Raw genomic sequence first — 24231 nt, 5'->3', positions numbered from 1 at the left:
GGAGTGGAAAGTTATTAATATCCCTGCCTGCGAGGCGTGATCGGGGTTTGCGATTGATGCTGGGGAAATCGTATAAATGGTTTTGACAGTTAATCGCGATGCATGATTTCGTATTCGGCGGCGATGTCCTGCGGACTTCGCATTCGGAAATGACCCTGCTGACGGCCCGTGCGAATTGAATTCACAGGGGATATTGAGTGAACAAAATCTACAATGTTGTCTGGAGTCGGGTGCGAGGCCAATTGATTGCGGTTTCCGAATTTGCCGGATCGAATGGCAAGGGTCCGACGACGCGAGTCGTCACGGCGGCGTCCGGCGTCGCCGCGCGTCATGCGGCCTCGGGCCGGTCGCGCCCGTCATGGGCGAAGCTCGGCCTGATGTCGCTTGCGGTGAGCGCGGCGATGGGCGGGATCGCGGCCGACGCGGTGGCGCAGGTCAGCTATGCGGCGGGCTTTAACGCCTATGCCGGCCCCGGCGGCAATACCGGCTCGTGGGCGTTCTACAACCCGGCCTTCAGCGCGGGCGCGCTGCTGTACGGAACGGCGGTCGGCAACTACGCGTATGCGAACGGCGAGGGCAGCTCCGCCTACGGCGATCACGCGACCGCGAAGGGGCGCATCGGCACCGCGCTCGGCGCCTATGCGGAAGCAGCCGGCGACGGCAGCAATGCATTCGGTGCGAGCGCACGGGCGCTGCCGGACTTCAGCATCGCGATCGGCACGAACGCGCAGGCGCTGAAGGACATGGGGCAATCGATCCCCGGCCGCGAAGACATCGGCACGATCGCGATCGGCGCTAACTCGATCGCGCAGGGTGACAACAGCGATCCGCTGCACGTGTCCGCGCCGAATGCGTTCGGCGGCTACACGAGCGCGACGGCGAGCGGCGCCGTGGCGCTGGGCGAAGGCGCCGCGTCGTCCGCGTATTACGCGAACGCGCTGGGCTCGTATTCGAAGGCGTCGGGTGCGGGCGCCGTCGCGGTCGGCGGCGGCGCCGAGGCGACCGCGCAAGGCGCGGTGGCGATCGGCGGCGCGACGAGCGTCAATAACGCGACCGCGCTGTCCGGCTATGCGAGCGCAAGCGGCATCAACGCCGTCGCGATTGGTTCCGGCGCGCAGGCAACGGGCAGCCAGTCGATCAGCATCGGCACGGGCAACGTCGTGTCGGGCGCGAACGCCGGTGCGTTCGGCGATCCGTCGACGGTCACGGGCACGGGTTCGTATTCGTTCGGCAACAACAACACGATCAACGCGAACAATGCGTTCGTGCTCGGCAGCAACGTGACGATCGGCTCGGGTCTCGACGGTTCGGTCGCGCTTGGCAACGGTACGACGGTTGCGGCGGCGAACCCGACCAGCAGCGCGACGATCACGACGACGTCGGGCGGCCAGCTGACCCTGTCCGGCTTCGCAGGGGCGAATCCGACGAGCGTCGTCAGCGTCGGCGCACCCGGTGCCGAGCGCCAGATCACGAACGTCGCGGCGGGGCGCATCACGCCGACGTCGACGGACGCCGTCAACGGCAGCCAGCTGTATGCGGTCGCGAGCACGATCGACAACGCGGTGAACGGCGGCGGGATCAAGTACTTCCACGCGAATTCGACCTTGCCCGATTCGACGGCGGCGGGCACTGACAGCGTCGCAGTCGGGCCGGCCGCGCTCGCCTACGGCAACGATTCGATCGCCGAAGGCACGAACGCGACGGCGGGCGTGAGCGGCAATCCGGCGGTCTCGGGCGACGTCGCGCTCGGCAGCGGCGCGCAGGCGACGGGCGGACGATCGCTCGCGCTCGGCGCGAACGCATCGGTCAACACCGCGGGCGGCGTCGCGCTCGGCGCCGGGTCGGTGGCGAATCGCGCGGCCGGCACGTACACCGATCCGATCACGGGCGGCAGCTTCACGACCGCATTCGGCGCGGTATCGGTCGGCCTCGAAGGATCGCTGCGCCAGATCACCAACGTCGCGGCGGGCACGCAGGCGACGGACGCGGTGAACGTCGGCCAGCTGCAAGGCGCGATCGCGCAGCTGAACCAGTCGATCCAGAACATCACGAACGGCTCGAACTCGGGCAGCAACGGGGGCAATGGAAACAACACCGGGCAGAACGTGTCGGGCCAGTGGATCACGGGCAATCCGTCGACCTACACGCCGCCCGTGGCGAGCGGCATCGGCTCGACCGCCGCGGGCAGCGGCAGCGTCGCGTCCGGCGCGAACAGCGTCGCGATCGGCGACGGCGCGTCGGCGTCCGGCAACAACTCGGTCGCGCTCGGCGCCAATTCGGTCGCGAGCGCGCCGAATACGGTGTCGGTCGGCTCGGTCGGCAACGAGCGGACGATCTCGAATGTCGCGCCGGGCGTGAACGGCACCGATGCGGTGAACGTGAACCAGTTGAACAGCGGCATCGGCAATGCGGTCGGCCAGGCGAATCAGTACACGGATCAGAAGGTCGACCATCTGCGGCGCGAGATGAACGGCGGCGTGGCGGCGGCGATGGCGGTGGCAGGCTTGCCGCAGCCGACCGCGCCGGGCAAGAGCATGGTCGCGATCGCGGGCTCGACGTGGCAAGGGCAGCAAGGCTTCGCGCTCGGTGTATCGACGATTTCCGAGAACGGCAAGTGGCTGTACAAGGGCTCGCTCACGACCAGCACGCGCGGCGGCACGGGCGCGGTGCTCGGGGCAGGCTATCAGTGGTGACGCGAGTGGCGTACGGCGGCCGGCGTACGGCCGTCCGTGGGGACGATAAGGAATCCAATATGAAAATGAACAGGATATCGAAATATGTGGCGGCCGCCGGGATCTTCGGGGCGCTGCTGGCGGGATGCGGGATGGCGCCGAAGACCGCACCGGACGGCTCGGTCGGCTTCCCGGCGCGCGACAGCGCGTGGCTGAAGGAAGGCACGTTCGTGAATGCCGAGAATCTGCGCCAGATCGGGCCCGGTCTCGACAAGAACCAGGTCTATGCGCTGATCGGCGAGCCGCATTTCAGCGAAGGCATCATCGGCGTGCACGTGTGGAACTACGTGTTCAATTTCCGCACGGGCCCGGGGGCGAGCGACGTCGTGACGTGCCAGTACCAGATCCAGTATGACGATCGCTATCGCGTGAAGTCGACGTACTGGAAAGATTCGGCGTGCAAGGCGCTCGCCGACGGCCCGAAGCCGGCGCCCGCCGTGCAGACGGCGCCGCGCGATGACGTGAAGCAGTTCACACTCGATTACCAGTTGCTGTTCCCGTTCGACAAATCGGCGCTGCGCGACCTGCTGCCGGCCGGGCGCGCGGAGCTGGACCGGATCGCGGCCACGCTGGAGCAGCAATACCAGCACATCCGCTCGGTACGGGTCACGGGCTATACCGACCGGCTCGGCACGAACACGTACAACCGTCAACTGTCGCTCGCGCGGGCCGAGGCGATTCGCGAATATTTGACGACGCGCGGCCTGCCCGGGAATCTGATCGTCGCGCAGGGGCTCGGCAAGGCCGATCCGGTGAGCAACGGCTGTCCCGACGGGCATTCGGCCGAGGCGATCGCATGCCTCGCGCCGGACCGGCGCGTCAGGATCGACGTGGCCGGCGAGCGGCGGTAGTCTCGCGGCGGGCCGGCGCGAGCCGGCCCGAGACCGCAACGTCGGCATGTATCGGTACGCATCGGCGCCCATCGTGGCGCCGATGTGCGTTTTGTGCGGACGCGTCGGCGTGACAGACGGCCGTTCGATGTGCGAGCCGGCCCGTCCGCCGAATCGTGGCAAGTCGCTGCGCGATTCAGCGGACGGCGGTGACGGGCACGCTCGCGATGCGCACGAGGCGATCGAGAATGCTGCGATGGAAGAAGTGGGCGAGCGCGTGGACGGGGTCGCGGCGCGGGGCGACGACGACAATCTCGTCGCAGCCGTTCTCGGTCGCGCATGCGGCGATCGTGTCGGCGATCGGGCCGACTTTCATCGAGACCGAATATTTGACGTTGGCGTCCTTGAGGATGCCGATGGCTTGGGCGAGTTCGCCTTCCGAAAAATCGCGCTCGATCTGACGGAGCTTCGCGAGCGAGTGGAAGGCCTCGAGGCGGGTGGATTCGAGCGGGGGCTGCACGTTGACGAGCACGACTTCGGATGCGCATCGCTCGTGATACAGGAAGGCGGCGTGCCGCACGGCCTGCAGCGAACGCTGCGAATGACCGACGGGAACCAGGAGTTTGAGCATGAGAAAACCTGTTCGGTAACGCAATGACGGTAGGCTAGTCGCGCCCGCGTCGGCATGGTCTAAAGAAATTCGGGGGCGGCATAAAAATGTCGTAAACACTCATCCCGCGCTCGCCTTATAAAAAATATAAGAAATATAAGTTTATGCGCATAAAGGGACGGGTCGATTGGCAACCGATTCGGATCGTTCGGGTGCTTCGCGCCGGGATGCCGGCGCCGATGTACGGTGCACGGCTCGATCGAGTGCTGCGGCGTGGGGCCGTCGCCACGCATCGCCACGTGCATTGCGGCGCTGAGATGGCGGGTGCGGCGCGCCGGTTGACGCGGTATCCAAATCGCGTCCTTGACTTGTTGCGGCGCGGCAGGTTCGGCGTGCGGCCGCGGTAGCCGGGGTGGCGACGCAGCGCGAACCGCGGCGTTTATATAATCGTCGACATTCCTGCCACCCGCGGCGCAGCGCCGCGCCGGCGCACCGCAGGCCGTTTTGCCGCCGGTTCACACGGAGCCACGCATGTCCGAACGCATTTCTCCATCGCCCCGCTCGCCGTCCATGCCGTCCGATCCGCTCGTGGGCATGCCGGCGCATGCGCTCGCCGCGGCAATCCGGCGCAAGGACGTGTCGTGCGTCGAGACGATGCGTGCGTATCTCACGCACATCGAACGCGTGAACGGCGACGTCAACGCGATCGTCGCGCTGCGCGAACCGGACGTGCTGCTTGCCGAGGCTGCGCAGAAGGATGCGGCGCTCGCGCGCGGCGAGTATGCGGGCTGGCTGCACGGCATGCCGCAGGCGCCGAAGGATCTTGCGATGACGAAGGGCATCGTGACGACGCTCGGTTCGCCGATCTTTCGCACGATGACGCCGTCGGTGGACGCGATCGTCGTCGAGCGGATGCGCGCGGCGGGCGCGGTGTTCATCGGCAAGACGAACACGCCCGAGTTCGGGTTGGGCTCGCACACGTTCAACGAGGTCTACGGCGCGACGCGCAATCCGTACGATCTGACGAAGAGCGCGGGCGGCAGCAGCGGCGGCGCGGCGGCCGCGCTCGCGGCGCGGATGCTGCCTGTCGCCGACGGAAGCGACTTCGGCGGCTCGCTGCGCAATCCGGCCGCGTTCTGCAACGTCTACGGATTTCGACCGTCGCAAGGGTGCGTGCCGCGCTGGCCGAGCATCGACGTGTTCGTCCAGCAACTCGGCACCGAAGGGCCGATGGGGCGCACGGTCGTCGACGTCGCGCAACTGCTCGCGATTCAGGCGGGCTATGACCGGCGCGATCCGCTGTCGCTCGCCGAGGACCCGCAGCGCTTCGCGCAGTCGCTCGATGCCGACTTGCGAGGCAAGCGAATCGCATGGGTCGGCGACTGGAACGGGTATCTCGCCATGGAGGCGGGTGTGCTCGAGCTGTGCGAGGCGAGCTTCGACGCGTTGCGCGCGATCGGCTGCGACGTCGACGCGGCGCTGCCGGCATTTTCCCCCGAGCGAATCTGGCAGACGTGGCTCGCGCACCGCCATCTCCTCTCCGGCGGGAGTCTGCTGATGCATTATCGCGAGCCGTCGCGGCGCGCGCTGCTGAAGCCGGAGGCGGTCTACGAAGTGGAGGGCCTGTTCGCGCTCGGCGCGGTCGATATCTACGAGGCGAGCGCGGCGCGCAGCGCGTGGTATCAGGCGCTCGCGACGTTCTTCGAGCGCTACGACTACATTGCGGCGCCGACCGCGCAGGTCTTTCCGTTCGACGTCGACCTTCGCTGGCCGCGGACGATCGCCGGGCGTGCGATGGACACCTATCATCGCTGGATGGAAACGGTCGTGCCGTGGACGCTCGCCGGCTGCCCCGTGATCAGCGTGCCGGTCGGGTTCAACGTGGTGGGGTTGCCGATGGGCATGCAACTGATCGGCCGGCCGCGCGACGATTTCGCCGTGCTGCAACTCGCGCATGCATACGAGAAGGAGCGCGATTGGGTGAGTGCGCGTCCGCCCGCATTATCCGGCGCGCGTATCGAATAGGCGTGCAGGCGAGTACATGCACGGTGCGGCCGGGCAGCGCCGAGTTATTGTTTCGACATGCAAAATAATTGATGCGGTTTGATAGTCGCGATCGATGAGACTCACTTCGCGATCCGCAGTTCTCCCGCGGGCAGCCGGCTTGTCGATTTCAATTCGCGCATCGAAATCGTGCTGAGCAGTTCCTTCACGCCCGGCAGCGACCGGAGCCGATTCAACACGAAACTCGAGAACGTATCGAAATTCTTCGCGACGATTTGCACGAGATAGTCGTGCTGGCCGGTCGTGTTGTGGCACGCGACCACCTCCGGCATCGCCATCACGCCCGCCTCGAACGCGCGGCAGGTTTTCTCCGTGTGGCTGTCGAGAGAGATGTTGACGAACGCGACGATCTCGTAGCCGAGCGCGCGCCGATCGAGGATCGCCTGATAGCCCGAGATGAAGCCGTCGGCTTCGAGCCGGCGCAGGCGCTTCCAGCACGGCGCCGCCGACAGCGCGACGCGATCGGCCAGCTCCGCGTTGCTCAGGCGCCCGTTCTCCTGCAGGATCTTCAGAATCTTCAGATCTGTATCGTCGAGCTTCATGCCGATCGCCTTTTTATGGAAGGAATAAAAGAGGAAAGATTTTTTTGATTATAGGGGGGCGCAGGAATGAAATGGAAAGCATATTTCCTGCTAGCTTTCTTACACTGAGTCGATTGGCGATCGGCGCCGCGCGGCTTGTCGCATGCCGGCGGGACGAATCGCATCCACTGTGCCAAGGAGCCACCACATGACGTATTCGAGCTATCACAAGAAGGACATCGACGGCCGTCCGCTGCATCCGGAAACGCAGATGATGTCGTACGGATTCGATCCGTTTTTGTCCGAAGGCGCGGTGAAGCCTCCGGTGTTCCTCACGTCGACGTTCGCATTCCGCTCGGCGGAGGACGGCGCCGATTTCTTCGACGTCGTGTCGGGCCGCAAGCCGCTCCCGCAAGGCGAGGCGGCGGGCCTCGTCTACAGTCGCTTCAATCATCCGAATCTCGAGATCGTCGAGGATCGCCTCGCGCTGCTTGACGGCTCCGATGCGGCGGTCGTCACGTCGAGCGGAATGTCGGCGATCAGCGCGATCTTTCTCGCATTCCTGCGGCCCGGCGATCAACTCGTGCAATCGGTGCCGCTGTATGGCGGCACGGAAACGCTGATCGCGAAATATCTGCGCGACTGGGGCGTCGGCGCGCATCCGATCGACAACGGACTGTCGCCGCAGTCGATCGGCGCGGCGCTCGAAGCCGCCGCGCAGCAGGGCCCCGTGCGGCTCTGCTATGTCGAGACGCCGGCGAATCCGACGAACGCGCTGATCGATCTCGACGGCATGCGCCGCGCGCTCGACGCGTTCGAAGCGCGTCACGGCTATCGCCCGATTTCGGTGTGCGACAACACGCTGCTCGGGCCGATCTTCCAGAAGCCGAGCGAGCACGGCGTCGACATGTCGGTGTATTCGCTGACCAAGTACGTGGGCGGCCATAGCGACCTCGTCGCGGGCGGCGTCACGGGGCGCCGGGATCTCGTCGCGAAGGTCCGCGCGGTGCGCAGCGCGTTCGGCTCGCAACTCGATCCGCATTCGTCGTGGATGCTGATCCGCTCGATGGAGACGGTCGTGCTGCGGATGAAGCAGGCGGCGCGCACCGCGTCGGCGGTCGCGAAGTGGCTCGCGGCGAATCCGTATCAGAAGGTCGATGTATACCACCCGGAGCTGATCGTCGACGATGCTTATCAGGCCGTGTACAAGCGGCAATGCACCGGCGCCGGCTCGACGTTCGCGTTCGTGCTGAGTGGCGGTCGCGCCGAAGCATTCCGGTTCATCAATGCGCTGCATCTGTTCAAGTCCGCGGTGAGCCTCGGCGGCACCGAATCGTTGATTTGCCATCCGGCGTCGACCACGCACTCCGGCGTGCCCGAGGCGGCGCGCAAGGCGGCGGGCGTGTCGGAAGGGTTGATTCGCGTGTCGATCGGGCTCGAGCACGAGGAGGATCTGATCGCCGATCTCGACAACGCGTTTCGCCGGTCCGGCATCGCGGCAGGCGGCTGACGCGGCGACGTCGGCTCGCGCGGGGCGCGGCGACGTCGGCGCGGCCGGTGCACGGCGCGCCGGGCTTGCCGCATGCCCGAATGCGAACGCGCGATGTCCGTCGGACACCCGAAATCGGCTTCGGTTGACGGCAGCGCACCGTCAACCGAAGTCGATCGATCACGGCCGTTTGGCTTCGGTTTCGGTTCGAGTCAAGCGGAGCGGGATCGATACGTCGATAGTGCCGCGATGATCGCCTGTCTGGATTCGAAGAACTCCTTTTGCGCCTGCTTGATTTCGTCGCCCGTTCTGGCGAAGCCATGCTTGGGCACGAGCGTTGCCGCATATAGATCGATGACCCACTGAGGCGGATGGGGCGAGATCTCGTTGGCGAGCTTTTCGGCGATCACGCCGGCGTCGATTGTTGAGGTATCCATAATAAAAATTTTAAAGTGTCGACGTGGTTAACCTAGGTAATTTGACGCGAATGGTCAATTCGTCGATTGATGTTTTTTCAATGCCCGATTTAACGAATGATGAAAGGCTGTTCTGTTGCATTCGATCAGGTCTTCGAAGGAAATGGGCGGCCGGGTTTTCGTCGGGCGGGCGGCTGCGAGATGCGAACGGAAGCGCCGCAGCTGCGGCGCGCATATGACCGGCCGCGATCGTCGCTTTCGCCAAAGCCGTTCGCTTCACGGCAGTCAGGGGAAGCGGGGCTGCCGTACCGTCCGGCTCGACCAACCAACCCATCCGGCCCAACCGGCCCGCCGATCGCATTGCCCCATGCGCGTATCCGCAACCGAGCCGGCCAATACGTTTCGATATGTATCCGTGATTGCATTCGCCGCCTGCTCGCCTCGACAATTCCGCACGCCAGCATTCACAGGGAGAGTCGATGAAAACGATCAATCGCTTCGTCAAGCGGGCCACGCTCGTCTGTTGTGCAAGCGCCGCATTGGCGAGCGGCGCCGCGTTCGCGCAGGTCGATCTGCAAAGCCTCGGCGCATCGCTGCTGGGCGGCGGCGCGTCGCAGCAGGCGAGCGCGTCAGGTGCGGCCGGCATGTCGCAGGTGCTGCAGTCATATGTCGGCGCGAACCAGCAGGTGCTCGCGGGGCAGGCGAGCCTCGCTTCGGCGATGGGGCTCGCAGGCGCGGCCGGGCAGGCGCAGCACGCAGCGGGTCTGCTGACCAACGGCGGCACGAGCGTGCCGACGCCCGGTGCGCTGTCGCAGGTCGGCGGCGCGCAACAATCGGTCGCTCAGGCGCTGACGCAGGCTTTCGCGTCGGGCGGCACGGGCGGCTCAAGCGGTGGCGCATCGGGCGCCGGCGTCGATAAGGCGGCGTTCACGCGGGGTCTCGCGTCGCTCGGCGAAGGCATTACGCAGTATTCTCAATTGCAGTCGGGGCTCGGAGATCTGGGCGCATCGAATCCGGCTTCGCTGTTGCAGTCGGGACTCGACCCGAACAATCTGAAGGCGGTGTCGTACATCGCGCAGAATGCGCCGAGCCAGATCCAGTCGATCGGCGGCACGCTCAGCGCCGCCGTGCAGTACGCGATGAGCCATGGAATTTCGGTGCCGTCCGTCGCATCCTCGGCGCTCAAGCTGCTGCCGTAGTGCATTTCGTCGGTGCGCGTGCCGCCGCGTTCGCCGGCGCGCGCTTTTCCTTGCATCGGATGGGGTTATCCGCGTAATGCTATGGTGGCGTTCCGCCACCATCCGTTTGCCCTTATGCGCGACGCAGTCGATCTTTCCCGTTATTTCGCCCGCATCGGTTATCGCGGTGCCGCGGAGCCGACGCTCGACGTCCTTCGTCAACTGCAGCTGCTGCATCCTCAGTCGATTCCATTCGAAAACCTCGATCCGTTCACCGGCGCGCGCGTCGCGCTCGATCTCGAATCGGTCGTCGGCAAGCTGATCGGGCAGCGTCGCGGCGGCTACTGCTTCGAGCAGAACAAGCTTTTCTACACGGTGCTCGTGCAGCTCGGCTTTCGCGTGACGCCGCTGATCGCACGCGTGCGCTGGCAGCGTTCGCCGGAACAATCGACGCCGCAGACGCACATGCTGCTGCGGATCGATCTGGACGGCGATACGTGGTTTGCCGATGTCGGCTTCGGCTCGACGACGCCGACAGCGCCGCTGCGCCACGACCCGAACGTCGAGCAACCGACGCCGCACGGCACGTTTCGCGTCGTCGACGCGCCTGTCGCGGGCGAGCTCGAGATCGAGTGCGACACGGCGAACGGCTGGCATCCGCTGTATCGCTTTTCGCTGAAGCCTGTGGAATGGGTGGATTACGAGGTGGCGAACTGGTACACGTCGCGGCATCCCGATTCGTTCTTCACGCACGATTTGATCGTGTGCCGAATCCTGCCGGACGCGCGCGCGCTGCTCTACAACGATGCGCTGACGCTGCGAACGGCGGACGGCGCGGCGCAAACGATCCGGCTGACGGATGCCGACGCGTGGGCAGCATGCGTGTGCGAGCGCCTCGGTGTCGACCTGAGCGGATTCGACGCGGCGGCGCTGTACGCGCGGGCAGCGGCGCGCGCCGACGAAACTGCGGCGGCCGCCGGGCGGCGCGACGGCGGCGCAACGACCTGACGTGGCATCGGTGCGTGCGTCGAGAGCGGGGCGGCACCCGATGCGCTCGGCGGAGTTTCGAAGCAGGCTGAGCCGGTGCGCGCGCCAATGCAGCGGGGCCGCGCGGTGCCGTGTGGAGCGCCGCGAACCGCTCGCGGCCGGCTGCGCCTGGCGCGGCGCGAGATTCCCGCGCCGACGGTCGCATGCGTGCGGCGGCCGCGCCCGCGTGCATGACGGTCGGAATCGAATGAGGACGGAGGAGCGGAATGATGCGGGAAGTGCGCTGGGCGTCGCTCGAACACGACGGAATCGAGCATCTGGCGTTCGAGCGGCATGCGCGCGGCAGCGTTGCCGAGAGCGTGGTCGTCGGGCGCGCCGGCGGGCTTGCTTACGGTCTTGCCTACCGCGTCGTTTGCGACGAGCGCTGGCGCGCGAAGCACGTGATCGTCAAGATGATGGGCGGCGGCACGCTCGAGTTGCGAGCTGACGGCGAAGGCCGCTGGCGCAACGCGGCGGACGCGCCGCTGGCGGCGCTCGACGGATGCATCGACATCGACATTGCCGCGACCCCATACACGAACACGCTGCCGATCCGCCGCCTCGGGCTTGCGCGCGACGAGCGGCGGCTGATCGACGTCGTTTATCTATCGATTCCCGATCTGACGGCCCGCCGCATGCAGCAGGCGTATCGATGCATCGAGCCGGATCGCGTCTATCGCTACGAAAGCGTCGCGAGCGGCTTCACCGCGCGGCTGGAAGTCGATCGAGACGGACTTGTGATCGATTACGAAGCGCTTTTCAAGCGATTGCCGAGCGACGCGCGCTGAGCGCTGCGGCCCGGGAGCGGCCTGTCGGTGCGGGCGGGCAGCGCCGAACGCGGAGACCTTCGGTCAACGCGACGCGGTTCAAGCCATTCCGTCGGTTGAATGCCTGCACGCGATGTTGCTATGCCGCAGCGCAATTCCCCCGTTTCCCGGCCTTGTGGTTGGCGAGCCTCTTTTCGAAGTCCCTTGCCAGATCGCCGACGGTGATGGCACCAAAACGCGCGAGAAGCAGGGTTTCGGCCTCGTTCAGCGCTTCGGCCATGCGCGCGTCGACGGCTTTCTCGACGAGACAATCGGGCTGATCGGCATGGGGGCCGATGCTGAACAACGGCGGTTGGCCGATGGCGCGATACACGTCGAGCAGCGTCATCGCGTCCAGTTCGCAAGCGAGCTCCCAGCCCCCGCCGTGGCCTTTTTCCGATCTGACGTAGCCTTGGTCTCGCAGTCCGGCCATCATCCGGCGCACGACGACGGGGTTCGTGCCGAGCATCTTCGCGATCGCGTCGGACGTGGCGCGCTCGACGTGCCGATCCATGTGGATCAGCACGTGGAGCATGCGGGACAGGCGGTTGTCGCGCGGCATCGTTTGAGTTCCTTTCGAATCAGACCGCAATCTACCACCCCGTCGCTCACGTAACAATGCAAGTGCTTTGATTTGACAAACCTCGCTCTATCTCGTAACTTTGAAAAGTACATAAGGAGGCAACGCTCATGATTTTCGATGTCGTCATCGTCGGAGGGAGCTTCGCCGGGCAGGCGGCGGCGCTTCAACTGGCCCGCGCCAGACGCAATGTCTTGCTGATCGATGCGAAGCAGCCGCGCAATCGCTTCGCGCGGGCGTCCCACGGCTTTCTTGGGCAGGATGGGCAGGCGCCGTCCGCGATGATCGCCGCCGCTGCGCGGCAGCTCGCCGCGTATCCGACGGTGCAATTCGATGAAGGCGACGCGGCGGCTGCCGCCGCCGCCGGCGACCGATTTCGCGTTTCGCTGGCTGACGGCCGGCAGGCGCTGGGCAAGCGCCTGATCCTGGCGACGGGCGTTCGTGACATCCTGCCTGCGCTGCCTGGTTTGCAAGAGCGTTGGGGCATCAGCGTGCTGCATTGTCCGTATTGCCACGGCTACGAACTGGATCGGCGCCCGATGGGCGTGCTGGCGAGCAGCGAGCTGGCCGTGCATCAAGCGATGCTGGTATCGGATTGGGGGCCGACCACGCTGTTTACTCAGCGCACGTTCGTTCCCACGGGAGACCAGTTGGCGATGCTCTCGGCTCGCGGCGTTGCGGTCGAGCAAACGCCGGTCGCGGCGCTTGTCGGCGCCGCGCCTGCGCTCGAAGCGGTCCGCCTTGCCGATGGCAGAACAGCGGAACTCTCGGGCCTGTTCATCGCGCCCCGAACCGTGCCGGCCTGCGATCTGCCCGAGCGGCTCGGCTGCCTCTTCAACGACGCGCCGACAGGGCCTTACGTCGCCGTCGACGAGCGGCAACAGACATCGGTGCCCGGCGTGTTCGCCGCAGGGGATGTCGCGCGGCCGATGGCGAATGCGACGTTGGCCGCCGCCGCGGGTGTGATGGCGGCAGCGGGCGCGCATCACTCGCTGATTTATGGCGTGGGCGAGCGCGGCTGACGAACGACGGAGGCGATGCCGGCCGCATCGGGTCAGGCGGCGCAGGAGCCGGCCCACACCGCCGGCCGGCGGCGGCGCCACGGGATGGTTTGCTCGAGCTGCCCGGCGAGCCGCAGCAGCGTGGCTTCCTGCGCGAAGCCGGCGCCGAACTGCACGCCGATCGGCAGGCCGGACGCCTCGTCGTGGAAGAGCGGCACGGACATGGCGGGCAGCCCCGCCACGTTGAAGACCGGCGTGTACGGCGAGTGACGGAACAGGCGTTCGGTCCATTGCAGGCCGTCCGTCCGTTGCGCGCCGACGTAATAGTCGCCGATCGCTTCCGGCAGATTCGGCATCGTCGGCGACAGCAGCACGTCGACGCGCCGGAACCAGTCGGCCGTGCTGCGCGTCACGGCATTGCGCACCGCCAGCGCGCTCGCGAAGTCCGGCCCGGTGACCTGCTTGCCGTAACGGTATGCCGCGAGCGTCGAAGGCTCCAGCGTCGTGCCGTCGATCGGCCGGGCCGTCGCGGCGGCGACGCCGTCGATCCAGCCTACGAGCGTGGCGCACCATATCCGCGCGGTGGCGAGCACGAACGCCTCCCACGACACGCCGAGCACAGGTGTTATCGGTTCGATATCGTGGCCCAGCATTTCCAGGTGACCGGCCGCATCCAACGTCGCTTGCGTCATTGCCGGCGCGGCGCGCGCGCCGTCGAACGGTTCCAGCATCAGCCCGATGCGCAGCCGTCCCGGATCGCGGCCCACCTCGGAGAGGAACGTCTGGGCCGGCGCGCTCGTGTGATACGGCTCGCCCGCCGCCATGCCGTGCATCGCGTCGAGCAGCGCGGCGCTGTCTCGCACCGTGCGGCTCAGGCCGCCTTGCACGCCGAGCCCGGCGAAGACTTCGTCGAGCTCCGGCCCGTTGGAAATACGGCCGCGCGTCGGCTTCAGTCCGAAGAGTCCGGTGAAGGCTGCCGGCACCCGGATCGATCCGGCCGCATCGGTCGCATGCGCGAGCGGCACGATGCCGGCGGCGACGGCGGCGGCCGCTCCGCCGCTGGAGCCGCCCGCGCTGAGGGCGAGGTTCCACGGATTGCGCGTCGCACCGAACTGCACCGATTCGGTGGCGGTGCTGAACGCCATCTCTGGCGTGGCGGTGCGGCCGAGCGTCACGAGGCCGGCCGCCCTCAAGCGTCGCATCAGCATCGAATCCGACGGCGACACGAGTCCCGCCGCCAGCCGCGAGCCGAGCTCCATCCGCTTGCCTGCCATCGGCAGCGCCAGATCCTTGATCAGGAACGGCACGCCCGCGAGCGGGCCGCTGCCGGCGGCGACCGTGGGCCCCGCCGCGTCGGCGGGCCAGTGCTCGACCACCGCGTTGACGGCGGGATTGACCGCTTCGATCGCTTCGCCGGCCGTACGAGCCAGCTCGGCCGCGCTGACGTCGCCGTGCGCGATCAGCCGGGCCAGTCCGACAGCATCGTAATCGGCGTATTCGCTCAGTTTCATGATGGGGGCCTCAGTGTCCATGTCCGTATGTCGCTTCTGAAAGCGCGAGGCTATGTTACGGGCGGCAAGCGGAGCCGATTAGCCTGCAAATATGGGTTCGATTGACCCATCAATGGGACAATGGCGCCGGTCCAACCACGTGGAGCCCGATATGGCGGCTGATCCGAACGACACATTGATCTTCGTGCGCGTCGTGCAGGCCGGCAGCTTTACCGCCGCGGCGCGGCTGTTGCGCATGCCGAAGACGACGGTGAGCCGGCGCGTGATGACGCTCGAGGCGCAACTGGGCGTGCAGCTCCTGCACCGGACGACCCGCCGCCTGGGGTTGACCGAAGCGGGCAGCCTGTACTACTCGCACTGCCGGAACATGGCTGCGCAGCTCGACGAAGCGCATGCAGCGGTAAGCCAGTTGCAGAGCGGTCCGCGCGGCTGGCTGCGGGTAACGCTGCCGTACTCGTTCGGCACGACATGGATCGCGCCGCTGCTGGCCGGTTTTCGCCAGGCGTATCCGGACGTGCGATTGGAAATCCTCGCGTCGCACGTGCCGCTCGATCTGGTCGCGGACGAAATCGACATCGCGCTGCGCCTGGGCGTGCTTGCCGATTCGGATCTGGTCGCGCGGCGGCTGGGCAGCTTCGCAACCGGTGTCTACGCGAGCCCGTCGTACCTGATGCGGCATGGCGTTCCCGAGCATCCCGGCGAGCTCGGCGCGCATCGCGCGCTGACTTTGCATCAGGCGCGCCGCGCGGTTGGCTATGCATGGCCGCTGCGCAAGCCGGGCGGACGTGCGCAGTATTTCGCGCTGGACCCGGTGATCGTCGCGAGCGATCCGGCGCTGATCCACGATGCGCTATGCGCGGGCGAAGGACTGACGCTCGCGATGCATCAGAGCATGGCGGCGGACCACGAGGCCGGCCGGGTGCGGCGGGTATTGAGCGACTGGAGCGGGCCGGCGCAGGACTTCAACGCGCTGTTTCCGCGCGGACGGGTGGCGTCACCGAAGGTTCGGGCGTTCGTCGACTACCTGCGCGATCGGCTGGTGTCGCACGGCGTGCAATCGCTCGAATAGCAGTGAACGGGAAGGGCGCGGACGCGCGACGTGCATCGGTCGCAACTCGAATGCGCTCGGCGGAGCGCCCGACCGGCGTCGCCCCTGCTTCGATCGGCGGTCCGGTGGTTCGGCGATTCGGTGGTTCGGTGGTTCGGTGGTTCGGTGGTTCGGTGCGCGAGGCCGGCGGAGCCGCGCATCGGGCCGAATCCGTGTCGTCGCGAAAATGCTGAAGGCGACCTTGCCGGGCGGCGCGAAGTTCGATCGGGATAGGCGCGCGCGTGGCTATGAAACGCTTTTCAGACGCTTGCCGCCCGATGCTCGCTGATTCGCGCGCTGTCCCGTCCGTTGCTGGCCGCCGGATTTCGCGCCGGCCGCGATCGCCTGCCGCCTCGGCTCGTGTGCGGTCGCGAACCGGCCGATCCGCGCGGCGATCAGCGCCGCGTCGCGGATCACCGTCCAGTGCGACGCGGCGATTTCGTCGCGTCGATGCGCGCCGAGCCAGCGATCGAGGCCACGGGTGAGGGCGGGCGTCACGTACCGGTCGTAGCGGGGCACGATGATCTGCACCGGCGCCTGCGCATAGCGCTCGCGCGGCCGGCGGGCGCGCTCGATGAAATTCGCGCGGTAGAGCTCGAGGCCGTTCAGGCCGTTGCGCAATTGATCCGGATCGGGGGCGACGACGATGCGCTCGGTCTTGCGCAGCCACAGCGGCCACAGCTTCGCACCGCCCAGCCGCCACACGAGCTCGGGCACGAGCGGCAGGTGGAAGAACGCGACGTACCACGACCTCAGCGTCTGCTTCAGGTTGAGAGGCGCGCGAAACACGTGATCGAGGCACGGTCCGGAAATCGATGTGTACGATGCAAGGCGGCCCTCGATCGCCGGATCGGTCGCCGCTTCCCAGCATTGAATCGATCCCCAGTCGTGGCCGACGAGGTGAAACGGCCGGTCGCCGCACGTCGCGTCGGCGACGGCGAGCAGGTCCTGCGCGAGCACGGGCAGCTTGTAGTCGGCGCGCCGCTTCGGGGCATCGGACGCGCCCGCGCCGCGCACGTCGTAAGCGATCACGCGAAATCGCTTGTCGAGGTGCTCGCGCACGCGCTCCCATACGCGCGCCGAATCGGGATAGCCGTGCACGAGGATCACGGGCGGCGCATTGCGCGGCCCGCTCAGGTAGACGGCGAGACGCACGTCGCCCGAGCGGACCGTCAGCGTGTCGCGGACGGTCGCCATCGTTCGATCGCTTATGCGTGCTGATGCTCGGGCGGCGAATGCAGCGGCACGCGGCGCGGCGCGGCCTGGTCGGCGTAGCGCTCGTTCGCGGCGTCGATGTTCGCGAGCAGCGCGTCGAGGCCCTGCAGATACACGCGATTGTCGTGGTCCCACGGATGGAAGCCCGGCCGGAAATAGTCGAGCCATTCGAGCGCGATGCTCGGGAATACGCCGTTCTTCGGGCTATACAGATACTTGACGAGCCGCCACATCCCCTTCAGCTTGCCGTGGCGCATCCGGTGCGCGAACATCAGGCGCATGTGGAAATCGAACACGACGGTCCAGAAGATCAGCGTCGTCGCGAGCATCGTGCCGGTGCGCAGCAGATAGGTCTTCACACCCGGCTTCATCACGGCGTTCCACACGTCGTACGATACCGCCTTGTGCTCGGTCTCTTCCATCGCGTGCCACATCCACATCTGCTTGTAGCCTTCGACCGAGCCGTCGATCCGGTGCTCGTAGCCCGACAGCAGCTGGTTCGCGAGGATCGCGGTGTAATGCTCGAGCGCGATCGTGATCGCGAGCTGCATCGAATGCGGCAGCACCTTCTTGCCCCAGCCGAGCAGCGCCCACAGCCGTTTGTCGAGCTTGTGCGCGGGCAGGCCCGCCGACTGCAGCAGGTCGTTGTACTCGATGTGCTCGCGCGTATGCATCGCTTCCTGGCCGATGAAGCCCGCGACCTGCTTCTTCAGCTCGGGATCGTGAATCTGATCGCGGTAGTTGCGCACCGAATCCATGAAGAAGCGCTCGCCCGCCGGGAACAGCAGCGACAGCGCGTTCATGAAGTGCGTGACGGGCGCGCCCTGCACATGCCAGTCGTGCGCGCGATCGGGCGGCAGCGCGAAGCGGATGTCGCGCCGCACGGGCATCATATGCGGTGTCGTCATGACGGCTCTCCCTGATTGCCAGCGTTGTTGTACGTCGCGTGCGCGGGCGTCGCCGCGGCCGGTGCGGCGCCGGGCGACGCATGGCCTGCGCGACGGCGCGCCCGCGCGCCCTGAAGCTTCGTCGCGAGCACGACGAGCGGCTGATATGCGGCGGGCAGCGTGCGCGCGAGCCAGTCGGCGCCGCGCGCGTCGCGCCCGATCAGCACGCGGCGCTTGTTCTTGCGCACGCCGTGCAGGATCACGCGCGCCGCTTCGTCGGCCGTCGTGATGAAGAACTTCTCGAAATCGGCCTTGCCCTGCTGCTCGCTCTCCACCATGAAGCCGACCATGTTCTGCGCGAGCCGCGCCGATTGCGCGATGTTCGTGCGGATGCCGCCCGGATGCACGCAGGTCGCCGACACGCCGCACTTCATCATGTCGAGTTCCTGGCGCAGCGATTCGGTGAAGCCGCGCACCGCGTACTTCGTCGCGTTGTAGCCGCTCATGCCCGGCTGCGCGAAGATCCCGAAGATGCTCGACGTGTTGACGATGTGCCCGTCGCCCGAGGCCTTCAGGTACGGCAGGAACGCCTTCGTGCCGTGAACGACGCCCCAGAAGTTGATGTTCACGATCCACTCGAGATCGCTGTATTCCATGCCGTCGATCGTGCTCGACAGCGCGACGCCCGCGTTGTTGAACACGAGGTTCACGCGACCGTGCGCGGCGGCCGTTTCGTCCGCCCATGCGTGCATCGCGGCGCGGTCGCCGACGTCGAGCACGCAGGTCGTCACGCGCACCGACGGCGCGAGCGCGCGCACGATCCGCTCGGTCTCGGCGAGGCCGACCGCGTTCTTGTCCGCGAGTGCGACGTGGCAATGCTGTTGCGCGAGCTGCACCGCGAGCGAGCGGCCCATGCCCGAGCCGGCGCCCGTGATTGCAGCGACTTTGTTGGAGAAGGATTTCATTGTCGTGGGCTCGTGTGGGTTCGGGGCTCAGGCGGTCGTCTCGGCGGCTGCCGTCGCGGCGGCGGCGTTCGGCAGCGCCGGCACCGCCTGTGCGTTCTGACGCGGATTCGCGTAGTACACGTGGTAGTCGGCCATCGAGAAGAAAGCGGTTTCCTGCCGGAAGCGCCACGTGAAGGTCGGCCACAGCGTCGTGTTCTTGCCGGTGCGCGGATCGAGATACCAGCTGCTGCAGCCGCCCGTCGACCAGACCGTGCCCTTGAGCTTGTTCTGGATGCGATTGTTGTATTCGAGCTCGACGAGCGGTCGCACTTCGATCGCCTCGGCACGCTCCGTACGCATCGCCTTCAGCGCGCCGAGCACGTATTCGATCTGCGATTCGATCATGTACACCATCGAGTTGTGGCCGAGGCCCGTGTTCGGTCCCATCAGGATGAACCAGTTCGGATAGCCGGGCACCGTCGCGCCGAGGTACGCGTGCAGGCCGTCGCGCCATGCGTCGACCACGTCGACGCCGCCGCGGCCGACGATCGTGCCGCGCGGGAACGGGTTGTTGATCTGGAAGCCCGTGCCGTAGATCAGGCAATCGACTTCATGGCGTTTGCCGTCCGTCGTGACGACGGCGTCTTCCTCGATCCGCTCGATGCCGGTTGTGATCACGTCGACGTTCTTGCGCGTGAGCGCCGGGTAGTAGTCGTTCGACATCAGGATCCGCTTGCAGCCGATCGTGTAGTCGGGCGTTACCGCGGCGCGCAGCTCCGGCTCGGAGATCTGCCTGTCGATATGGCGCAGCGCGAGCTTCTGCACGAGCTTCATCGTCGAAGGATGCACGGCGAACCCGAGCACGCGCGATTCGAGCATCCAGTACAGGCCCGCGCGCATCAGCTTCTGCGTGAACGGCAGGTTGCGGAACAGCCATTGCTCGATGCCGCGGACCGGGCGGTCCGGCTTCGGCATGATCCACGGCGGCGTGCGCTGGAACAGCGCGAGGTTCGCGACGCGCGGCGCAATTTGCGGGACGAACTGGATCGCGCTCGCGCCCGTGCCGATCACGGCGACGCGCTTGCCTTCGAGCGAATAATCGTGATTCCAGTGCTGTGAGTGGAACGCTTCGCCCTTGAACGTCTCGATGCCGGGGATGTTCGGATACGCGGCGCGCGACAGGCCGCCCATGCCGGACACGAGCACGCGTGCGCACACGCGCTTGCCGTTCGCGAACGTCAGGCGCCAGCGGTGCGCGGTTTCGTCGTAGGTCGCGTTGACGAGCTCATGATTGAAGCGCAGATGCGAGCCGACGTTGAAGCGCTGCACGCAGTCTTCCATGTACGCGCGGATTTCCGGCTGCGGCGCGAACATGCGCGTCCAGCGCGGATTCGGCGCGAACGAGAACGAATAGACATGCGACTGGACGTCGCACGCGCAACCGGGGTAGTGGTTGTCGCGCCAGGTGCCGCCGACCGAGTTGGCCTTTTCGAACACCGCGAAGTCCTGGTTGCCGGTTTGCCGGAGGCGAATCGCCATGCCGAGCCCGGAAAAGCCCGTGCCGATGATGGCGATATCAAGAGTTTCTTCCCGGTTTGTGCTGTCGAGCGGACCGAAAGACATGTTGCGCGCGTTCATCCGAGCGTCTCCATTTAGGCTCATTTTTTACTGTTACATTGATGGATGTAACCATAGTTCGTGAAAGCCAAAACCGCAAGCCGGGTAGACATAGCCCTCTAAGCGCGGGATTCAACGGATGCCGACGCCCGCCGGACGGGGCAGTGGGGCGCAAAGCGCGGTGGGAGACGGAATTGGAATGGTGCGTCGCAAAATTCGCCGTCATCGTCAGCAGTTGGAGGATGACGGCGCGATTTCGATTATTTCGATTTGCGTTGCAGCACGCCGAACGCAATGGTCAATTGCGCGATCGCATAAAGAAACCAGATGAAATAATCGACGCCGGCGAACGCGCCGAGAAAACGATCGATGCCGATCAGCGCATCGGACGCGACGAACACGAGCGCGCCGGCCGCGATCTGCGGCCCTGGTGTGTGCGCGCAGAGCGCGAGGCTCGCCATCACGGCGAGCACGGCGACATAGACGGCGACGGGCGCTGCGAGCGCGGCGAGATGGGGAAAGAACGCCGCGTAGAGCGCGGGAGCGGCGATCCACAGCGCGGCGAGCGCGACCGCGCGCGCGCCGCGCGGCGCGGCACGCCACGGGGCGAACAGCGCGCAATAGGCGAGATGGGCGAGCAGGAACGCGCCGAGGCCGGCGATGAACGACGGCGGCCATGAGGCAAGCGCGAGGAGCACGTCGCCGAGCGCCGATGCGGCGAGCGCCGCGCCGAGCCACACGCGCTCGCGCGTGGGCGGATGCCGCAGTGCCGCGGCGAGCAGCAGGGCGCCGAGCGCCGCCTTGGCGGCCGGCTGGCCGGGATAGGGCGCGTGGCCGAGCGACAAGCCGTAGAGCAGCGCGGCGAGCGCGGCCGCGAGCCAGAGACCGCGCACGCGCGGGGGCAGATGGGACAACATGGGCGGGCGTCTCCTCCTCGCGCGCGGCGCGTGATCGGGCGCGGGCGGCGTGGCGTCGCGGGCGACGCACGGCGTCCGCGCGGCCGTTCATTATCGGCAAGAACGCGTTATCGGGGACAGACGAACCCTTCTAACCGGGCCGCGGGCGTCGTGCCGCGCCTACTTTGCGGCGAGCGCGGCGGCGGCGTTCCGGTCGGCCCAGACGTTGTCGGCGACGTTGAGCTTCCGCGGGATCAGCTTCGCCGCGTGAAACGCGTCGGCGACGCCCTGCTGCGACGCGACGATCCTGGCGTCGAGCGGTGTCGTGCCGTACGGCACGCGCTTGACCCAGGTTTCGACGAGCGCCCGGTCGAGACCGACCTTCGGCGCGATCAGCGCGGCGGTTTCGGCGGGATGCGCGTTGACCCACTGGCCTGTCTCGCGCAACTGCTGCAATACCGCGCCGACGACGTCCGGATGACGGGTCGCAAAATCGCGCGTCGCTTCGTAGAAGTTGTGTGCGGCGGGAAGGCCGGCATAGTCGGCGAGCGTGCGCGCCTTCAGCGCCTGCTGCGCGGCCGCGTAGTACGGATCCCAGACGACCCACGCGTCGACGGCGCCGCGCTCGAATGCGGCGCGCGCGTCGGCGGGCGGCAGGTAGACCGGACGGATCTCGTCGTAACGCACGCCGGCCTTGCGCAGCGCCTCGAGCAACAGATAGTTCGCGCTCGAGCCTTTCTGCAGCGCGACTTTCTTGCCCCGCAAATCGGCGACGGCCTTGAGCGGCGAATCGGCTTTCACGACGATGGCCTCGTTGTGCGGCGACGGCGGCTCCGCGCCGACATAGACGAAGCGCACGCCGCTCGCCTGCGCGAACACCGCAGGCGGCGCGCCCGTATAGCCGATATCGATGCTGTTCGCGTTCAGCGCTTCGAGCAGTTGCGGGCCGGCCGGGAACTCGAACCATTTGACCGTGTAGCCGAGCGGCTTCACGCGCGTTTCGAGCGCGCCCTGCGCCTTGACGACGGCGAGCAGCCCCGCTTTCTGATAGCCGACGCGCAGCACCTTGTCGCCCGCGCTATCCTGCGCGAACGCAGCGGCGGCGACGAGCGACGACGCGAGCGCGACGGCGACGGTTCGGGGTATCCAGCGGGCAACGCGAATCATCGGCAATCTCCACGACGTTGAACGAAGTGGGCGGCGCGCAGGCCGCCCGAGTCGGGAAATCGTCGCACGGGCGAGCGCCCGCGCGAACCAAGCATTGCCGATATCGATATGACGCGCTTGCGTCTAGCGTTTTTTCGGCGCGCCTTTCGCTGCGGTTCGTGCGAGCTCGGGCGCGCCGTCGCGCGCGGCCTGTGAGCTCAGCTTCTTGTCGAGGATCGTCGCGACGCGGCCGCCCAGGTACGCGCTCGACGCCGCTTCGAGCGCCCGGTTCATTTCGCCTTCGACGAACACGGACGACAGCGGGCGCAGGCGCCAGATCGCATCGACGAGCGCCGGTACGTCGGTAGGCGGCGGCAGCGAGCCCTCGTCATAGCGATCGAGTCGGCGCACGACGAGCTCGACGAGCACGCGTGCGATCGCGTCGAAATACGGACGCGTGATGCTGATCGCGTCGAGCAGCTCGCGCGCGGGAATGCCCTCGCGGACCATCGCGGCCGCGGCCTCGATGAGCGCCGGGCTCTTCGCGACGAACGACACGCCGCGCCGCTCGAGCAGGCCGAGCTCCGCGACGCGCCCGAGCGACGCGGGCGTTTGCGGGCCGAACATCTGGATCAGTTGCGCGAGCGAGAAAGTTTGCGGGCGCTCGTTCGACCAGCGTCCGCCGATCGCGTTTTCGAGCCCGAGGATCGAGCGCAGGTCGTGACCGTCGTCGATCGCCTTGATCAGATCCTGGATGTTCGACAGCGTGTAGCCGCGCGCGAGCAGGTGATTGATGACCTTCAGGCGCGCGACGTGCGTGTCGTCGTAGATGCCGACGCGGCCGCGTTTGCGAGGCGGCGCGAGCAGGCCGCGATCCTGATATGCGCGTACGTTGCGCACCGTCGTGTCCGACACGCGCGCGAGCTCGTCGACCGTATATTCGTTCGACGTCGCTGTGTCCGGAGTGACGTCGGCGGGAGTAGTTGAGTTCGATTTCGGCATGCAACGATTTTAGCGCGACCGCGCGCTTCAGTGCGAGGCGTCGGTGTCCGAGGGCGGCTTTCGTGCGCCGTCTCCGAGCGCGCGCTGCATCAGCGCGGTGTCGATCCAGCGGCCGTGCTTGAAACCCACGCCGCGCAGCGTGCCGACCGGCTCGAAGCCGAGCGCGCGATGCAGCGACGTCGAGCCGCCGCGCCCGCCGTCCGCGATCACCGCGATCATCTGCCGCCACGGCCCCGCCTCGCAACGCGCGATCAGCACGGCGAGCAGCACGCGGCCGATGCCGCGGCCGCGGCAGGCATCGTTCACGTAGATCGATTCCTCTAGCGTGTAGCGGTACGCGCTGCGCGGCCGATATGGCGTCGCGTACGCGTAGCCCGCGACGACGCCGTCCAATTCGGCGACGAGATACGGCAGGCCGTGCCGCAGCACCGCTTCGCGCCGTGCGCGCAGATCGTCGGCCGACGGCGGTGTTTCCTCGAACGACGCGACGCCTGTCAGCACATGATGCGCATAGATCGACCGGATTGCTTCGAGATCGTGCTCGGTGGCGTCGCGGACGATGGAGGAATGGGCGGGGGCGTCGGTGATTTTCATCGCAAAAACAGGGCGGGAATGGTGAAATGCTTACTATGCGCGCGTTCAAAAATGTCCGCAAAGCGCGGAGCCGATCGTC

Annotated in this window: 24 protein-coding genes; 9 read left to right on the top strand and 15 right to left on the bottom strand. The window is 66.9% G+C overall.

Going from position 1 to position 24231, the window contains the following annotated elements:
• Positions 1-230 precede the first annotated feature (230 nt).
• Together BTH_RS07620 and BTH_RS07615 are read left to right on the top strand one after the other, a co-directional pair.
• Positions 231-2693, top strand: coding sequence for a YadA family autotransporter adhesin (locus tag BTH_RS07620; RefSeq protein WP_025988605.1), 2463 nt, complete (start codon positions 231-233; stop codon positions 2691-2693).
• 59 nt (positions 2694-2752) lie between these two features.
• A complete protein-coding gene (locus BTH_RS07615; protein WP_025369847.1) occupies positions 2753-3583 on the top strand; it encodes an OmpA family protein in 831 nt (276 codons plus the stop codon).
• 175 nt (positions 3584-3758) lie between these two features.
• Here the strand turns inward: BTH_RS07615 and BTH_RS07610 are convergent, their stop codons facing one another.
• Positions 3759-4193, bottom strand: a complete 435-nt coding sequence (locus BTH_RS07610) for a universal stress protein (protein WP_009897302.1) — start codon at positions 4191-4193, stop codon at positions 3759-3761.
• Between the two features lie 549 nt (positions 4194-4742).
• Between BTH_RS07610 and BTH_RS07605 the strand changes: the two genes are divergently transcribed.
• The gene (locus BTH_RS07605; RefSeq protein ID WP_009897300.1) at positions 4743-6197 is read left to right on the top strand and encodes an amidase; all 1455 of its coding nucleotides are present in this window, start codon (positions 4743-4745) and stop codon (positions 6195-6197) included.
• Between the two features lie 101 nt (positions 6198-6298).
• Here BTH_RS07605 and BTH_RS07600 read toward each other — a convergent pair whose 3' ends face one another.
• Together BTH_RS07600 and BTH_RS35585 are read right to left on the bottom strand one after the other, a co-directional pair.
• Positions 6299-6778, bottom strand: coding sequence for an Lrp/AsnC family transcriptional regulator (locus BTH_RS07600; protein ID WP_009897299.1), 480 nt, complete (start codon positions 6776-6778; stop codon positions 6299-6301).
• Between the two features lie 13 nt (positions 6779-6791).
• Positions 6792-6986, bottom strand: coding sequence for a hypothetical protein (locus BTH_RS35585; RefSeq protein ID WP_009907738.1), 195 nt, complete (start codon positions 6984-6986; stop codon positions 6792-6794).
• Between BTH_RS35585 and BTH_RS07595 the strand changes: the two genes are divergently transcribed.
• Positions 6966-8267, top strand: coding sequence for a cystathionine gamma-synthase family protein (locus tag BTH_RS07595; RefSeq protein ID WP_009897298.1), 1302 nt, complete (start codon positions 6966-6968; stop codon positions 8265-8267). The two genes, BTH_RS35585 and BTH_RS07595, sit on opposite strands and share 21 nt — an antisense overlap.
• A 191-nt stretch (positions 8268-8458) precedes the next feature.
• Here BTH_RS07595 and BTH_RS07590 read toward each other — a convergent pair whose 3' ends face one another.
• Together BTH_RS07590 and BTH_RS34360 are read right to left on the bottom strand one after the other, a co-directional pair.
• Positions 8459-8683, bottom strand: a complete 225-nt coding sequence (locus BTH_RS07590; RefSeq protein ID WP_011401289.1) for a hypothetical protein — start codon at positions 8681-8683, stop codon at positions 8459-8461.
• Positions 8684-8693: 10 nt separating this feature from the next.
• The gene (locus tag BTH_RS34360) at positions 8694-8987 is read right to left on the bottom strand and encodes a hypothetical protein (protein WP_154660033.1); all 294 of its coding nucleotides are present in this window, start codon (positions 8985-8987) and stop codon (positions 8694-8696) included.
• 154 nt (positions 8988-9141) lie between these two features.
• On the opposite strand from BTH_RS34360, the gene BTH_RS07585 reads away from it, so the two are divergent.
• The 3 genes from BTH_RS07585 (at position 9142) to BTH_RS07575 (ending at position 11654) form a co-directional block, all read left to right on the top strand.
• Complete coding sequence (locus tag BTH_RS07585) at positions 9142-9861, top strand: hypothetical protein (RefSeq protein ID WP_009897295.1); 720 nt, start codon at positions 9142-9144, stop codon at positions 9859-9861.
• A gap of 114 nt (positions 9862-9975) precedes the next feature.
• Complete coding sequence (locus BTH_RS07580; protein WP_009897293.1) at positions 9976-10848, top strand: arylamine N-acetyltransferase family protein; 873 nt, start codon at positions 9976-9978, stop codon at positions 10846-10848.
• A 248-nt stretch (positions 10849-11096) separates the two neighbouring features.
• The gene (locus BTH_RS07575; RefSeq protein ID WP_011401286.1) at positions 11097-11654 is read left to right on the top strand and encodes a putative glycolipid-binding domain-containing protein; all 558 of its coding nucleotides are present in this window, start codon (positions 11097-11099) and stop codon (positions 11652-11654) included.
• Positions 11655-11772: 118 nt separating this feature from the next.
• Here the strand turns inward: BTH_RS07575 and BTH_RS07570 are convergent, their stop codons facing one another.
• Positions 11773-12234, bottom strand: a complete 462-nt coding sequence (locus BTH_RS07570) for an Rrf2 family transcriptional regulator (protein ID WP_009897290.1) — start codon at positions 12232-12234, stop codon at positions 11773-11775.
• Positions 12235-12362: 128 nt separating this feature from the next.
• On the opposite strand from BTH_RS07570, the gene BTH_RS07565 reads away from it, so the two are divergent.
• A complete protein-coding gene (locus tag BTH_RS07565) occupies positions 12363-13274 on the top strand; it encodes an NAD(P)/FAD-dependent oxidoreductase (protein WP_009897289.1) in 912 nt (303 codons plus the stop codon).
• Positions 13275-13306: 32 nt separating this feature from the next.
• Here BTH_RS07565 and BTH_RS07560 read toward each other — a convergent pair whose 3' ends face one another.
• Entirely contained in the window at positions 13307-14764 is a 1458-nt protein-coding gene (locus BTH_RS07560; RefSeq protein ID WP_009897287.1) for an amidase, read from the bottom strand.
• 151 nt (positions 14765-14915) lie between these two features.
• Between BTH_RS07560 and BTH_RS07555 the strand changes: the two genes are divergently transcribed.
• On the top strand, positions 14916-15833 hold the full coding sequence (locus BTH_RS07555) for a LysR family transcriptional regulator (RefSeq protein WP_009897286.1): 918 nt from the start codon (positions 14916-14918) through the stop codon (positions 15831-15833).
• A 264-nt stretch (positions 15834-16097) separates the two neighbouring features.
• Here the strand turns inward: BTH_RS07555 and BTH_RS07550 are convergent, their stop codons facing one another.
• The 8 genes from BTH_RS07550 to BTH_RS07515 form a co-directional block, all read right to left on the bottom strand.
• Complete coding sequence (locus BTH_RS07550) at positions 16098-17048, bottom strand: alpha/beta fold hydrolase (protein WP_009897285.1); 951 nt, start codon at positions 17046-17048, stop codon at positions 16098-16100.
• Between the two features lie 11 nt (positions 17049-17059).
• The gene (locus BTH_RS07545; RefSeq protein WP_009897284.1) at positions 17060-17974 is read right to left on the bottom strand and encodes a metal-dependent hydrolase; all 915 of its coding nucleotides are present in this window, start codon (positions 17972-17974) and stop codon (positions 17060-17062) included.
• Positions 17971-18918 (bottom strand): SDR family NAD(P)-dependent oxidoreductase, encoded by a 948-nt coding sequence (locus tag BTH_RS07540; protein ID WP_009897283.1) that lies wholly within the window; start codon positions 18916-18918, stop codon positions 17971-17973. Before BTH_RS07540 ends, BTH_RS07545 begins: the two co-directional genes overlap by 4 nt.
• A gap of 27 nt (positions 18919-18945) precedes the next feature.
• Complete coding sequence (locus BTH_RS07535; protein ID WP_009897282.1) at positions 18946-20535, bottom strand: flavin-containing monooxygenase; 1590 nt, start codon at positions 20533-20535, stop codon at positions 18946-18948.
• 239 nt (positions 20536-20774) lie between these two features.
• The gene (locus BTH_RS07530; RefSeq protein WP_009907735.1) at positions 20775-21431 is read right to left on the bottom strand and encodes a lysoplasmalogenase; all 657 of its coding nucleotides are present in this window, start codon (positions 21429-21431) and stop codon (positions 20775-20777) included.
• A gap of 159 nt (positions 21432-21590) precedes the next feature.
• Positions 21591-22577 carry a sulfonate ABC transporter substrate-binding protein gene (locus BTH_RS07525; protein WP_009897278.1) on the bottom strand — a complete coding sequence of 329 codons (987 nt, stop codon included), beginning with the start codon at positions 22575-22577 and terminating at the stop codon, positions 21591-21593.
• A gap of 123 nt (positions 22578-22700) precedes the next feature.
• Positions 22701-23558, bottom strand: a complete 858-nt coding sequence (locus tag BTH_RS07520; RefSeq protein ID WP_009897276.1) for a MerR family transcriptional regulator — start codon at positions 23556-23558, stop codon at positions 22701-22703.
• Positions 23559-23585: 27 nt separating this feature from the next.
• Positions 23586-24152 carry a GNAT family N-acetyltransferase gene (locus tag BTH_RS07515; protein WP_009897275.1) on the bottom strand — a complete coding sequence of 189 codons (567 nt, stop codon included), beginning with the start codon at positions 24150-24152 and terminating at the stop codon, positions 23586-23588.
• Between the last annotated feature and the right edge of the window lie 79 nt (positions 24153-24231).

Source organism: Burkholderia thailandensis E264 (assembly GCF_000012365.1).
Taxonomy (GTDB): domain Bacteria; phylum Pseudomonadota; class Gammaproteobacteria; order Burkholderiales; family Burkholderiaceae; genus Burkholderia; species Burkholderia thailandensis.
The sequence above is the reverse complement of the archived record's forward strand: the minus strand, read 5'-3'. Positions and strand labels throughout refer to the sequence as shown.